The organism is Pseudonocardia sp. DSM 110487, assembly GCF_019468565.1.
Lineage (GTDB): Bacteria > Actinomycetota > Actinomycetes > Mycobacteriales > Pseudonocardiaceae > Pseudonocardia.
Map to the genome: position 1 here is coordinate 9,523,217 of NZ_CP080521.1, position 12,468 is coordinate 9,535,684.

The window sequence follows — 12,468 nt, forward strand, 5'->3', positions numbered from 1 at the left end:
GAGCGGCGGGCCGTCGCGTGTTCAATTGCCGCGTGACGGGTTGGCTGCACGAGCGCGAGCGGCTGGAGGACGCGCTCTACGTCGTCGGCTTCTTCCTGCTCGGCGTGCTGCTGTACCTGATCGTCCCCGAGGTCGCCATCCGCTGGAACGACGGTCCGGAGCCGTCGCCGTGGGCCCTGCTGGGGCTGCTCGCGGTCGCCGCGCTCGGGCACACCCAGCGGCGGGTCCGGCCCGTGCTCGGACTCGCGATCGCCTGCGGCGTGCTGCTCGCGATGGTGCAGCTCGGTTCCGTGCCGCTCGCGATGATGATGCTCATCGGCGACCTGCTCTACTGCTCGGTCCTCTACTCGTCGGAGCGGCTCAGCTGGACGGTGGCCGGCGCCACCGTGGCCGTGGCAGGCGGGGCGGGACTCGTCAGCCTCGTCTCCGATGGCGGCCGCGCGGCCGTGCTCGTCATCCTCAACCTCGGGCTCGTGCTGGCCGTACCGGTGCTGTGGGGACGGGAGGTGCGCCTGCACCGCGGGCAGGCCGACGCCGAGCGGGAACGTGCCGAGCAGGCGTCCCGGATGTCCGAGCTGGACCGCGCCGCCGCCGTGGCGGCCGAGCGAGCGCGGATGGCCCGCGACCTGCACGACGTGATCGCCGGGCAGCTCTCGGGCATCGCGATCCAGTCCGAGGCGGCGCTCAACCTGCCGGATCCGGACCCCGCGGTGCTGCGCCGGGTGCTGCAGTCGGTGCGCCGCGACAGCGTGGCGTCGCTGGCGGAGATGCGCACGATGATCGGCCTGCTGCGGGCCGACGGCGCGGGCGACGGCGACCCGCGCACCGCACCCGCCGGGCTCGACCGGCTCGACGCGCTCGTCGAGTCCGCGGGCGGCACCGGCCTGCGGATCGAGGTCGACGACGCGCGCGGCGGCGCGGCGGAGCTGCCGGCCGCGGTGGACCTGGCAGCGTTCCGCATCGTGCAGGAGTCGCTGACGAACGCCGCCAAGCACGCCCCCGCCAGCCGGGTGCGACTACATCTTGGCGACCACGACGGAGAACTGGTGATCGAGATCGAGAACGACCTCATGCCCGGCGCGCCGGCCGGTGGCGGCACCGGAACCGGCCTGGTGGGCCTGCACGAGCGCGCGGTCGCCGTGGGCGGCACCGTCACGGCCGGACCGGACGGCGGTCGCTGGCGCGTGCGCGCCGTGCTGCCGGTGCCGGCTGCCGCCGGAGCTTCCCGATGAGCCCGGAGCCCGTGCGCGTGGTCGTGGCCGACGACCAGGCTGCGATCCGCACCGGCCTGGTGATGATCCTCGACTCCGCCCCGGACATCACGGTGGTCGGCGAGGCCGCCGACGGGCTCGCCGCCGTCGGGATGGCCCGCGACCGCAAGCCGGACGTCGTGCTCATGGACATCCGCATGCCCGGCATCGACGGCATCGAGGCCACCCGCAGGCTCATCGGGGAATCGGTGTGCGAGGTGCTCGTGCTCACCACCTTCGACCTGGACGAGTACGTCGACTCCGCCCTCGCCGCGGGCGCGGCGGGCTTCCTGCTCAAGTCCGTCGAGGCTCCGGCGCTGCTCGCCGCGGTGCGCGCCGTGGCGAAGGGAGACGGCGTGCTCGCCCCCGAGATCACCCGCCGGGTGATCGCCAGGCTCGGCGCCCCGGCCCGGAAGCCGGTCCGGCCGCCCGGCATCGACGAGCTCACCCCGCGCGAGATGGACGTGCTCACCTGTCTCGGCCGCGGCCTGTCCAACGCGGAGATCTCGGCGGAGCTGGTGATCACCGAGGCCACCACGAAGACGCACGTCTCCCGGGTGCTCACGAAGCTCGGCCTGCGCTCCCGGGTGCAGGCGGCCATCGCGGCGCAGGACGCCGGCCTGATCGGCTGATCCGGTGGTCGAGTGTCGACAGGTAGTGTCTCGGCAGTCGGGAGGAGTGACCCGTGTCCGTCGAGCCGTTGACGAGCGTCGACCGCAGCACCCTGCGTGAGCGGGTGCTGCAGGCGCTGCGCACGGCCGTCACCTCCGGCGCCTACCGCCCCGGCGACCACCTCGGTGAGGTGGAGCTCGCGGCGAAGCTCGGCGTGAGCCGGGGCACGGTGCGCGAGGCGCTGCGGCACCTGCAGCAGGAGGGTCTCGTGCGGGCGGGCGCCCGCGGGATGCTGCGCGTGAACTCCCTGTCGGCGGAGGAGATCCACGGGCTGTTCAAGGTCCGGGCGGCGCTCGAAGGACTCGCCGTCTCCGAGATCATCGCGTCGCCGAACCGGGCGGCGGCGGTGGCGGCACTGCGCACCGCGGCGTCGGCCATCGGCGATGCCGGGGCGGACTTCGCGGCGAGGGTCGAGGCGGACCTCGGCTTCCACGTCCGGCTCTGCGAGCTGTCGGGCAACACGATGCTGGTGGACTCGTGGCGCCACCTCGAGGGCCGGATCCGCGTCACGATCATGAGCCGGGACCCGGAGGACGCTCCCGCGATGATGACGCCCGGGCGGCACGCGGCGATCGTCGACGCCATCGAGAGCGGCGACCTGACCAGTGCGGTCGCGGTCGTCGAGGAGCACATGGCCGCCGCGGCCGACCACTTCGCGCACTGACCGGTTGACATCCGAGCAACGAGCCCTCAAGGTTTGTGCGACTGCCGAGTGTTAACAGTCGAACTCTCGGCACTGATCATCGGAGATCACATGGCTGCACAGCACGCGGTCGAGGGGACGCCGGCGCGGAAGAAGGTCGCGCTGGGCTCCTCGATCGGCGCGACCATCGAGACCTACGACTTCATCGGGTTCGGCACGGCGGCGGCGTTGTACTTCAACACCGTCTTCTTCCCGGCAACCGATCCGCTCTCGGGCACCCTGCTGTCGTTCGCGACGCTGGGGATCGGGTTCGCGGTGCGCCCGCTCGGCGGGATCGTGGGCGGCTACCTCGGCGACCGGATCGGGCGCAAGCCGGTGCTCGTCGGATCACTGCTGCTGATGGGCGTCGCCACGGTCCTGATCGGCGCGCTGCCCACGTACGCGCAGGTCGGGGTGTGGGCGGGGATCCTGCTCGTCGCCGTCCGGGTGGTGCAGGGACTCGCGTTCGGCGCCGAGTGGGGCGGCGCGATCCTGATGACCTTCGAGCACGCACCGTGGCGCAAGCGCGGGCTCTACACCGGCATCACGCAGGCCGGCTTCCCGCTCGGCCTGCTGCTCGCCAACGCCGCCTTCCTGGTGAGCGTGCCGCTCGGCGACCAGTGGGCGTGGCGCGTGCCGTTCCTGCTCAGCGCCGTGCTGATCGTGGTCGGCATCGTCATCCGGCTGAAGGTCGAAGAGTCACCGGAGTTCGAGACGCTGAAGGCCGAGGGCGAGGTGTCGAGCAACCCGCTGCTCGAGGTGCTCCGCACGGACTGGCGCAATGTCCTGCGCGCGTTCTGCCTGCGGATCACCGAGACCGCCGGCTACGCCGTCTCGGTCACGTTCGTGATGTCGTACCTCGCGAGCGAGAAGCTCGCGGACCGGTCGCTCACCCTGTTCGCGCTCATGCTCGCCGCCGCGCTCGGCATCGCCGCCACCACGCTGTGGGGCGCGCTGACCGACCGGGTCGGGCGACGGCCGGTGTACCTGTTCGGCACGGCGATCACACTCGCCTGGGGCGTGCCGCTCTTCCTGCTGCTGAACACCGGGCAGGCGGCCGCGATCGTGCTCGCGTTCATCGTCAGCTACGCGGTCTGCCAGAACTGCCTCGCAGGCGTGCAGGGCGCATGGTTCTCGGAGCTCTTCGCGGCCCGCACCCGCACGACCGGCGCCTCGCTGGCCTACCAGCTCTCTGCGGTCGTCTCCGGGTTCACGCCGCTGATCGCGACGGCGCTGTTCGCCACGACCGGTTGGCTCGGCCCCGCCCTGCTGATCACGGGCTACGGCGCGCTCGGGCTCGTCGCCGCGCTGCTGACCCGCGAGACGTGGGGCGCGCGCGAGCGGGCCGAGGTCGAGGCACTGGCAGTGCGCACCCCCGTCCCCACCGTCTGACCAGGAGGAACGATGACCGCGGTAACCGTCGACCAGCGCGTCGCGAAGCTCGAAGCAGCGGCCACGCGGATCCGGCGCAACGCACTGACGATGGGTGAGGTCCAGGGCCAGGGCTACATCGGCCAGGCCCTCGGCATCGCCGACGTCCTTGCCGTCTTCTATGCCAGAGACGGCGGCGAGCTGCGCCACCGCCCGGACGACCCCGGCTGGGAGGGCAGGGACCGCTTCCTGCTCTCCATCGGCCACTACGCGATCGCGCTCTACGCGGCGCTGGCCGAGGCCGGCACGATCCCACTCGACGAGCTCGAGACCTACGGCTCCGACGGCTCGCGGCTCCCCATGTCCGGCATGGCCTCCTACACGCCGGGCATGGAGATCTCGGGCGGCTCGCTCGGGCACGGCCTCGCGGTCGGGTGCGGGATGGCGCTCGGCCTGCGCAGGCTCGGAAACCCGGCACGCGTGTTCAACCTGCTCTCCGACGGCGAGCTCGACGAGGGCTCCACGTGGGAGGCCGCGCTGGCGGGCGCCCACCACGGCCTGGCGAACCTCACCGCGATCGTCGACGTGAACGGGCTGCAGGCCGACGGCCCGACCACTGGCGTGCTGCGCACCGAGCCGGTCACCGAGAAATGGCGGGCGTTCGGCTGGCACGCCGTGCGCGTCGACGGCAACGACATCCCCGCCCTGCTCGCCGCGCTCGACCGCATCCGCGAACACACCTCGGGACCGTCCGTGCTGATCTGCGACACCCGCATCGGCCGCGGCGTGCCGTTCCTCGAGACCAGGGAGAAAGCGCACTTCATGCCCGTCGCCCAGCACGAATGGCAGGCCGCCCGTGACGAGCTGGGGTGAGTCGATGAATGCCCCGGCGAAGCGGCTCACCACGTCGGCGATGATCGCGTCGTTCGCCGACCCCGACCAGCGCACGACCACCGCCCCGTTCGGCCACGCGCTGGCCCGGCTCGCCGAGGAGCGCCCCGAGATCGTCGGGCTCTCCGCGGATCTCGCGAAGTACACCGACATGCACGTCTTCCGCGACGCGCACCCGGACCGCTTCTTCCAGATGGGCATGGCCGAGCAGGTGATGCTCGGCGCCGCGGCCGGGCTCGCCGAGGTCGGCCTCGTGCCGTTCGCGTCCACGTACTCGGTGTTCGCCACCCGGCGCGCCTACGACTTCCTCTGCCTCGACATCGCCGAGCCCGGCTTGAACGTCAACGTCGTCGGCGCACTGCCGGGGCTCACCACCGGCTACGGGCCGAGCCACCAGGCAACCGAGGATCTCGCGATCCTGCGCGCCTGCCCGAACCTGACCGTCGTCGACCCGTGCGACTCGGTGGACATCGAGCAGGCCGTGACCGCGCTCGCCACCCACCCAGGGCCCACCTACCTGCGGTTGCTGCGCGGCAACGTCCCCACGGTGCTCGACGAGTACGACTACCGCTTCGAGCTCGGCAAGGCCGCCCTGCTGCGGGGCGGGCGCGACGTCCTGTTCGTCTCGACCGGCCTGATGACCACGCGCACGCTGCAGGCCGCGGCCCGGCTCGAGGCCGACCGAGTCGACGCGGCCGTTCTGCACGTCCCGACGATCAAGCCGCTGGACACCGAGGCGATCCTGCGCGAGGTGCGCGGGGACCGCCTCGTGGTCACGGCCGAGAACCACACGGTGGTCGGCGGGCTGTCCGAGGCCGTCGCCGCCACCGTCGCCTACGCGGGCCGCAGCGCCCGGATCGTCACCGCCGCCCTGCCCGACGAGTTCCTCGCCGCGGGCGCACTGCCCACACTGCACGACCGCTACGGCCTGTCCACCGACGCGCTCTGCGCGCGCGTCAGGGCCGCACTCTGAACAGGAGCAGCATGACCGTCACCGACCGGACGGCCGTCGTCACCGGCGCCGCCTCCCGACGCGGCATCGGCCGCGCGACCGCGCACGCCCTCGCCGCGGCGGGCTGGAACGTCGCCGTGCTCGACCTCGACGAGGCCGGCGCCAAGGACACCGCGGACGAGGTCGCCGACCGGCACGGCGTCCGGGCCTTCGGGCTGGCCTGCGACGTCACCGACGAGACCTCGGTGGCCGCCGCGGCCGACGTACTCACGGCCGACGCGCCGGCGGTCGGCGCGCTGGTCAACAACGCGGGCATCACGTCGCCGACGCGGTTCCTCGACGTCGACGGCCCGGAGTGGGACCGGATCTTCGCCGTGAACGTGCGCGGCGCCTACAACATCACGCGGCGACTGGTTCCCGGCATGGTCGAGCGGGGCTTCGGCCGCGTCGTGTTCCTCTCCTCGGTGTCGGCCGAGCGCGGCGGCGGGGTGTTCGGCGGGGTCGCCTACTCGGCGGCCAAGGCCGCGCAGCTCGGCTTCGCCCGCGCGCTGGCCCGCGAGGTGGGCCCGCAGGGCGTCACCGTCAACAGCGTGGCTCCCGGCCTGATCGACACCGACATCGCTGGCGACGCGCTGGACGGGGAGCGCAGAGCAGAGCTGGTCGCAGGGATCCCGGTCGGCCGCAACGGCCTGGTCACGGACGTGGCCGACCTGATCACGTACCTGTGCCGCGAGGAGTCGGGCTACATCACAGGGGCGACCTACGACGTGAACGGTGGCTCCCACATCCACTGAGGCGGGGCGCCTCAGCGGATCCGTAGGGACAGCTGGATCGGGTTGTCCACGTCGACCACCGCCGTGATCGGGGAGGCCGGGGTCGCCGGCGCGGCGGCGACGGAGAACATCGCGACGATCGCCGTGAGTGCCGCGAGCGCGAGGCGCGAGACGGGCCGCGTGCCAGGACGGCCGAGCCGGTGCCGCCCGTGGCGGACGACCCGGGGCCGCATCGGCGACCCGAGCCCCAGCGCCGCGGCGGGCGATGCCGGGTCGGCGGCGAGCGCGGCCGCCACGGCGGCGGCGGGAGGCCTGCGGCGCGGATCGTCCTGCGTCATCGCGGTCAGGACCGTGCCGAGCCCTGCCGGCAGCCCTGCGGGCACCACCGGGGAGCGGTACAGCCGCGCCGTCGCCGACTCGACCGCTGCGCCGGGATACTCGCGGCGGCCGGTCAGCGCCTCCAGCAGCACCAGGCCCAGCGCGTAGACGTCGGTGGCCGGGGCCACGTGCTCCCCGCGCACCTGCTCGGGAGCCAGGTATGCCGCGGTGCCGACGACACAGCCGTCGGCAGTGGCCTGAGTGGCCTCGAGCGCGCGGGCGATGCCGAAGTCGGCGAGGCGCGGGCGCCCGCCGTTGCCGAGCAGGACGTTGGCCGGCTTGACGTCGCGGTGCACGATGCCCGCCCCGTGCACGTAGGCCAGCGCGTCGGCGAGGTGGGCGCCGAGGCGGCGCACCGCGCCTGGGGCGAGCGGCGGGCCCGAGGCGATCCGCTCCGCGAGCGTCGGCCCCTCGACCAGGTCGGTGACGACGAACGGGCCCTGATCCACGAGCCCGCCGTCGTGCAACCGGACGAGGCCGGGATGGTCCAGACGTGCGAGCAGCGCCATCTCCTGGCGCTGCTGTCTCAGATCTCGCTCCGTCCCACCAGGCCGGAAGCATTTGATCGCTACCTCGACACCACGCCGCAGGTCACGGGCTCGGTGCACGACGGCGGAGGATCCCGCGCCGAGCACCGACCCGAGCTCGTAGCGGCCGGCGACGACACGTGGGACGTCGCCGAACGCAGCAGCCTCGTCGGGGGCCATGCCGAAGTCTTTCCCCCGTACGGGGCAGCTACGCACGGATCCGGGAAACTTGGACCCGGATGTGCGTCACCCGTTGGCGGCAGTCGTGAGCGCCCTGCGGGTGAGCACGCGTGCGAGGTGGCGACGGTACTCCGCGGTGGCCGCGAGATCCGTGGGCGGCTCGGTGCGCTCGGCCGCGACCGCAGCGGCCTCCTCGATGGAGGCGCCGTCGGCGAGCGCGGCCTCGGTCTGGGAGGCCCGCAGCGGCGTGGGGCCCATGTTCACCAGCCCCACCCTGCCGTCGACCACGGCGACGCCGACGATCGCCCAGTCCATGGCGCGCCGGGTGAACTTCTCGTACGCCCAGCCCGCGCCGCCGGTGCGCGGCACCCGGATCTCGACGATCAGCTCGTCCGGTTCCTTCACCGACGAGAAGACGCCGGTGTAGAAGCCGGTGATCGGCACCTGCCGCTCGCCACGCGGGCTGCGCAGCACCACCGTGCCGCCCAGCGCGAGCACGGCGGCCGGAAGGTCGGAGGCCGGGTCGGCGTGGGCGAGCGAGCCGCCGAGCGTGCCGCGGTGGCGCACCTGCGGGTCGCCAACGGTGCGCGCGACGGCGGGCAGCAGCGGGCACTCGGCGGCCAGCACGCCGGAAGCCTCGACGGTGCGGTGCCGGGTGCCTGCGCCGATCGCCACCTCGTCGCCCTCGACGCGGATGTACTGCAGTTCCGTCAGCTTGCCGATGTCGATCACCAACTCGGGCGCGCCCAGCCGCAGCTTCATGACCGGGAGCAGCGAGTGACCGCCGGCGAGCAGCGTGGCGTCCTCGCCGTGCTCGGCGAGCAGCGCCACGGCGCCGTCCACGGTGTCGGGACGGGCGTAGTCGAAACCGACGGGGATCATGTACGGCTCCCGCTGGACTCGGCCGCGGCGAGCACGGCGCGGACGATGTTGTGGTAGCCGGTGCAGCGACAGAGGTTGCCCTCGAGGCCCTCGCGCACCTCCCGCTCGGTGGGGTGCGGGTTCTCCTCCAGGAGGCTGACCGTGGCCATCACCATGCCCGGCGTGCAGAACCCGCACTGGAGCCCGTGCTCGGCATGGAACGCCGCGGCCACCGGGTGCAGGTGCTCGGGGTCGGGCGAGAGCCCTTCCATCGTGGTGACCGACTGCTGGTCGGCCTGCACGGCGAGCACCGTGCACGACTTCACCGACTCGCCGTCGAGCAACACCGTGCACGCGCCGCAGGACGTGGTGTCGCAGCCGATGTTGGTGGCCTTGAGCCCGACGACGTCACGCAGGTAGTGCGCGAGCAGCAGTCGGGGCTCGACCTCGGCGGTGGTCGTCTCGCCGTTGACGGTGATCTGGACCTTCTCGGTCATTTGGCGCCTCCCGCGGCCTGAATGGCCTCCCAGACCCGCAGCGGGGTGGTCGGTATGTCGATGTGGCGGACGCCGAGGTGCGACAGGGCGTCGATCACCGCGCTCTGCACCGCGGGGGTGGCGCCGATGGTGCCCGCCTCGCCGATGCCCTTCGCCCCGATCGGGTTCAGCGGCGTGGGCGTCGCCATGTCGACCAACGTGAAGCTCGGCAGCTCGGCGGCGGACGGGAACCCGTAATCGGCGAACGTGCCGGTGAGCGGGTTGCCGTCGGCGTCGTAGACGACCTCCTCGAGCAGGGCCTGCGAGATGCCCTGCGCGATGCCGCCGTGCCGCTGCCCCTCCGCGAGGAGCGGATTGAGCACCGGGCCTGCGTCGTCGACCGTGGTGATCCGGTCGACCACCACCTTGCCCGACTCGACGTCGACCTCGACCACCGCGACGTGCGCGCCGAACGGGAACGTGGCGGCCCCGCTGTCGAACGCGGTCTCGACGCGCAGCTGCTCCTTCGCGGCCAGCTCGGCGAGATCGACGCCGGTGCCGGTGCCCTTGACCGTGACCCGGCCGTCCGTGACCTCGAGGTCGTCGACGCTCGCTTCGAGGAGGTCGGCGGCGCGCTGCTTGGCAATCTCCACCAGTTCGCCGGCCGCCTGATACACAGCGACGCCGCCGGTCTGCAGGCTCCGGGAGCCCATCGTGCCCACGCCGCGCGGGATCAGGTCGGTGTCGCCGTGCTTGACGGTGATCTTCTCGATCGGGATGCCGAGGTGCTCGCTCGCGAGCATCGCCCACGCCGTCGCATGACCCTGACCGTGTGGTGAGGTACCGGTGAGCACGGTCACCGTCCCGTCGGTGTGCACCTCGACCGCTGCGTCCTCGCGGAACTCGCCGCCGCCGGTGATCTCGACGTACGAGGAGACGCCGATGCCGAGCTGCATGACGTCGCCCCGCTCGCGCCGCGCGGCCTGCTCGGCCCGCAGTTCGGCGTACCCCGCCGCTTCCAGCACCCGGTCGATCGCCTCGGCGTACTCGCCGGTGTCGTAGACGGCCCCGCCCTTGGTGGTGAACGGGAACTTGTCCGGCGCCACGACGTTGCGCTTGCGCACCTCGGCCGGGTCCATGCCGATCTCGGCCGCGAACAGGTCCATGGCCCGCTCGATCGCCGCGGTGGCCTCCGGGCGACCGGCGCCGCGGTAGGCGCCGGTGGGCGTGGCGGTGGTGACGAGCACGCGCGCCCGCGACTCCACCTTCGGGATGTCGTACACGCCCGGCGCCATCTGCCGCGTGAAGAACGGGAGGAACGCGCCGATCGCCGGGTAGCCGCCCGCGTCCGCGAGCACGTCGAGGCGGTAGGCGAGGACGGTGCCGTCGCGGCGCCCGCCGATCGTGATGGTCTGCAGCTGGGCGCGGCCCTGCACCATCCCGGTCATGTTCTCCGAGCGGGTCTCCGTCCACCGGACCGGCCGCCCGACCTGCTTGGCGAGCCACGCCACCAGGGCGAACGTCGGGTCGGCCCCGATCTTCGCGCCGAACCCGCCGCCGACGTCCGGCAGGATCACGTGGACCTGCGCCGGCTCGATGCCGAGCCAGCCCGCCACCTCGTCGCGGGCCATCTGCGCGTTCTGCGATGAGGCGAACAGCGTGAGCCGCCCGTCGTCACCCCACGCGGCCGAGGCGGCGCGCGTCTCCAGCGGGGCCGCAGCCAGGCGCTGGTTCACGATCTCGCGCGTGACGACGACATCGCAGTCGTCGAACAGGTGATCGTCGAACTGCTGGTCGTCGAAGGCGAGTGCGAGGTTGGTGCCCGCCTCGTCGAACAGCACGACCTCGTCGGCCAGCGCCTCCTTCAGGCCGATCACGGCCGGCAGTGGATCGTAGTCGATCTCCACCAGCTCGGCCGCATCCTGGCCCTGGTACAGGTGCTCGGTGAGGACGGCCGCGACCGGCTCCCCCACGAAACGCACCCGGTCGGTGGCGAGGAACGGCCGGACCATCGCCCGGTTCGCCGCTGGGAACAGCAGCGCCGGCGAGAGGTCGAGGTCGGCAGCCGTGAACACCCCGACGACGCCGGGCGCGGCCTTGGCCGCCTCGACGTCGATCCCGGTGATCCGAGCGTGTGCCATCGGAGACCGCACGAGCGTCAGGTGCAGTGCACCGGTCAGCCGCTCGTCGGTCAGGTCGTCGGTGTATGTCGCGCCGCGGGAGAGGAACACCGGATCCTCTGTACGGACCACGCGCGTGCCCATGATGCTCATCGCCGGGGATGCTAGCCCCCGATCCGCGGTACCGCGCGCACGACGATCGCAGGGCGGAAGACCGGGGTGCCGGGCCGCTCACAGCGCGCGCCGGGCCGATCACGCACCGATTGTGGAAATAGGCATGATCGCCGGCCTGGTGCGCAGGCGGCCACATGTGGCCGCTGACGCACCCGCGCGATGATCACCACATGCGGCGCGCGGCAGTGGACCTGCTGCCTGATCCACCATGGGTGCGTGGCATCCACCGTCGAGGCTGAGTTCACCGCCGCCGTCGCGCCGTTCCGCGGTGAGGTCACCGCGCACTGCTACCGGATGCTCGGTTCGCTCGCCGACGCCGAGGACGTCGTCCAGGAGACGTGGTTGCGGGCCTGGCAGGCGTGGTCCGGCTTCGAGGCCCGCCTGGACGACCGCGGGCGATCGGTGCGGGCGTGGCTGTACAAGATCGCCACCAACCGTTGCCTGACGTTCCTCGGGCGGTCCGCCCGCCGGGAGCTGCCGACTGCCCTGACGCCCGGCGAGGCGCAGGAGGTGCGCTGGCTGGAACCGCTGCCCGACGACCGGATGGCGTTCACCGAGCAGCTCGACCCGGCAGAGCGGCTGGTCGCATGGGAGAGCGTGGAGCTGGCCTTCCTCGTCGCGCTTCAGCACCTGCCGCCCCTGCAGCGCGCCGCGCTCCTGTTGCGGGATGTTCTGGGCTTCTCGGCCGCCGAGACGGCCGGCCTGCTCGACACCTCGGTCGCGGCCGTGAACAGCGCGCTGCAGCGCGCCCGCACGCCGCGCGAACGACCGGCGCCGGACCGGGACGCGGCGGGCACGGCCGAGCTGGCCCGCCGCTACGCCGCCGCGTGGGAGGCGGGCGACGTCGACGCGATCGTGGCCATGCTCGCCGAGGACGCGCGCTACTCGATGCCGCCACTGCCGGAGTGGTACGCCGGGCGGGACGCCATCCGGGAGTTCCTGGTCACCGGACCGCTCACCTGCCGGTGGCGCTTCCTGCCGACGTCCGCGAACGGGATGCCGGCGTTCGCCACCTACTCGTGGGACGGCACCGCCTACGTCCCGATGGGGCTCGACGTGCTCACGGTGCGCGGCGGCGTCGTGCAGGAGGTCGTGGCGTTCCTGGAGGCCGATTTCTCCCGCTTCGGGCTCCCGCGGCGGATCGAGCGATGAGTTCGGGCG

At 72.8% G+C, this 12,468-nt stretch carries 12 protein-coding genes; 8 read left to right on the forward strand and 4 right to left on the reverse strand.

Translation table 11 applies throughout. The annotated features are described in order from the left end of the window. Nucleotides 1-32 precede the first annotated feature (32 nt). From K1T35_RS44805 to K1T35_RS44835, 7 genes are all read left to right on the forward strand, one after another. Complete coding sequence (locus K1T35_RS44805) at nt 33-1,232, forward strand: sensor histidine kinase (RefSeq protein ID WP_220257703.1); 1,200 nt, start codon at nt 33-35, stop codon at nt 1,230-1,232. Continuing rightward, nucleotides 1,229-1,882, forward strand: a complete 654-nt coding sequence (locus K1T35_RS44810) for a response regulator transcription factor (RefSeq protein ID WP_220257704.1) — start codon at nt 1,229-1,231, stop codon at nt 1,880-1,882. Before K1T35_RS44805 ends, K1T35_RS44810 begins: the two co-directional genes overlap by 4 nt. Before the next feature lie 53 nt (nt 1,883-1,935). Next, nucleotides 1,936-2,586 (forward strand): GntR family transcriptional regulator, encoded by a 651-nt coding sequence (locus K1T35_RS44815; RefSeq protein ID WP_255621356.1) that lies wholly within the window; start codon nt 1,936-1,938, stop codon nt 2,584-2,586. Between the two features lie 90 nt (nt 2,587-2,676). Beyond that, nucleotides 2,677-3,996, forward strand: coding sequence for an MFS transporter (locus tag K1T35_RS44820; RefSeq protein ID WP_220257705.1), 1,320 nt, complete (start codon nt 2,677-2,679; stop codon nt 3,994-3,996). A 12-nt stretch (nt 3,997-4,008) separates the two neighbouring features. Continuing rightward, nucleotides 4,009-4,848 carry a transketolase gene (locus K1T35_RS44825; RefSeq protein ID WP_220257706.1) on the forward strand — a complete coding sequence of 280 codons (840 nt, stop codon included), beginning with the start codon at nt 4,009-4,011 and terminating at the stop codon, nt 4,846-4,848. Nucleotides 4,849-4,852: 4 nt separating this feature from the next. Beyond that, complete coding sequence (locus K1T35_RS44830; RefSeq protein ID WP_220257707.1) at nt 4,853-5,839, forward strand: transketolase family protein; 987 nt, start codon at nt 4,853-4,855, stop codon at nt 5,837-5,839. 11 nt (nt 5,840-5,850) lie between these two features. Further along, complete coding sequence (locus K1T35_RS44835) at nt 5,851-6,612, forward strand: SDR family NAD(P)-dependent oxidoreductase (RefSeq protein WP_220257708.1); 762 nt, start codon at nt 5,851-5,853, stop codon at nt 6,610-6,612. 11 nt (nt 6,613-6,623) lie between these two features. On the opposite strand, the gene K1T35_RS44840 is transcribed toward K1T35_RS44835, so the two are convergent. From K1T35_RS44840 to K1T35_RS44855, 4 genes are all read right to left on the reverse strand, one after another. Then, nucleotides 6,624-7,676: a serine/threonine-protein kinase gene (locus tag K1T35_RS44840; RefSeq protein ID WP_220257709.1), complete on the reverse strand. Its 1,053-nt coding sequence runs from the start codon at nt 7,674-7,676 to the stop codon at nt 6,624-6,626. 66 nt (nt 7,677-7,742) lie between these two features. Continuing rightward, complete coding sequence (locus K1T35_RS44845) at nt 7,743-8,558, reverse strand: xanthine dehydrogenase family protein subunit M (protein ID WP_220257710.1); 816 nt, start codon at nt 8,556-8,558, stop codon at nt 7,743-7,745. Then, nucleotides 8,555-9,034 carry a (2Fe-2S)-binding protein gene (locus K1T35_RS44850; protein ID WP_220257711.1) on the reverse strand — a complete coding sequence of 160 codons (480 nt, stop codon included), beginning with the start codon at nt 9,032-9,034 and terminating at the stop codon, nt 8,555-8,557. Before K1T35_RS44850 ends, K1T35_RS44845 begins: the two co-directional genes overlap by 4 nt. Beyond that, the gene (locus tag K1T35_RS44855; protein ID WP_220257712.1) at nt 9,031-11,286 is read right to left on the reverse strand and encodes a xanthine dehydrogenase family protein molybdopterin-binding subunit; all 2,256 of its coding nucleotides are present in this window, start codon (nt 11,284-11,286) and stop codon (nt 9,031-9,033) included. The genes K1T35_RS44850 and K1T35_RS44855 overlap by 4 nt, the downstream gene beginning before the upstream one ends. Nucleotides 11,287-11,523: 237 nt before the next feature. On the opposite strand from K1T35_RS44855, the gene K1T35_RS44860 reads away from it, so the two are divergent. Continuing rightward, nucleotides 11,524-12,459, forward strand: a complete 936-nt coding sequence (locus K1T35_RS44860) for an RNA polymerase subunit sigma-70 (RefSeq protein ID WP_255621357.1) — start codon at nt 11,524-11,526, stop codon at nt 12,457-12,459. Nucleotides 12,460-12,468: the final 9 nt, after the last annotated feature.

Excerpts from the sequence above, each read along its gene's own strand:
- K1T35_RS44810 (WP_220257704.1), top strand. The coding sequence starts at position 1,229 with ATGAGCCCGGAGCCCGTGCGCGTGGTCGTGGCCGACGACCAGGCTGCG.
- K1T35_RS44835 (WP_220257708.1), top strand. The coding sequence starts at position 5,851 with ATGACCGTCACCGACCGGACGGCCGTCGTCACCGGCGCCGCCTCCCGA.
- K1T35_RS44845 (WP_220257710.1), bottom strand. The coding sequence starts at position 8,558 with ATGATCCCCGTCGGTTTCGACTACGCCCGTCCCGACACCGTGGACGGC.
- K1T35_RS44850 (WP_220257711.1), bottom strand. The coding sequence starts at position 9,034 with ATGACCGAGAAGGTCCAGATCACCGTCAACGGCGAGACGACCACCGCC.
- K1T35_RS44820 (WP_220257705.1), top strand. The coding sequence starts at position 2,677 with ATGGCTGCACAGCACGCGGTCGAGGGGACGCCGGCGCGGAAGAAGGTC.
- K1T35_RS44840 (WP_220257709.1), bottom strand. The coding sequence starts at position 7,676 with ATGGCCCCCGACGAGGCTGCTGCGTTCGGCGACGTCCCACGTGTCGTC.
- K1T35_RS44830 (WP_220257707.1), top strand. The coding sequence starts at position 4,853 with ATGAATGCCCCGGCGAAGCGGCTCACCACGTCGGCGATGATCGCGTCG.
- K1T35_RS44855 (WP_220257712.1), bottom strand. The coding sequence starts at position 11,286 with ATGAGCATCATGGGCACGCGCGTGGTCCGTACAGAGGATCCGGTGTTC.
- K1T35_RS44825 (WP_220257706.1), top strand. The coding sequence starts at position 4,009 with ATGACCGCGGTAACCGTCGACCAGCGCGTCGCGAAGCTCGAAGCAGCG.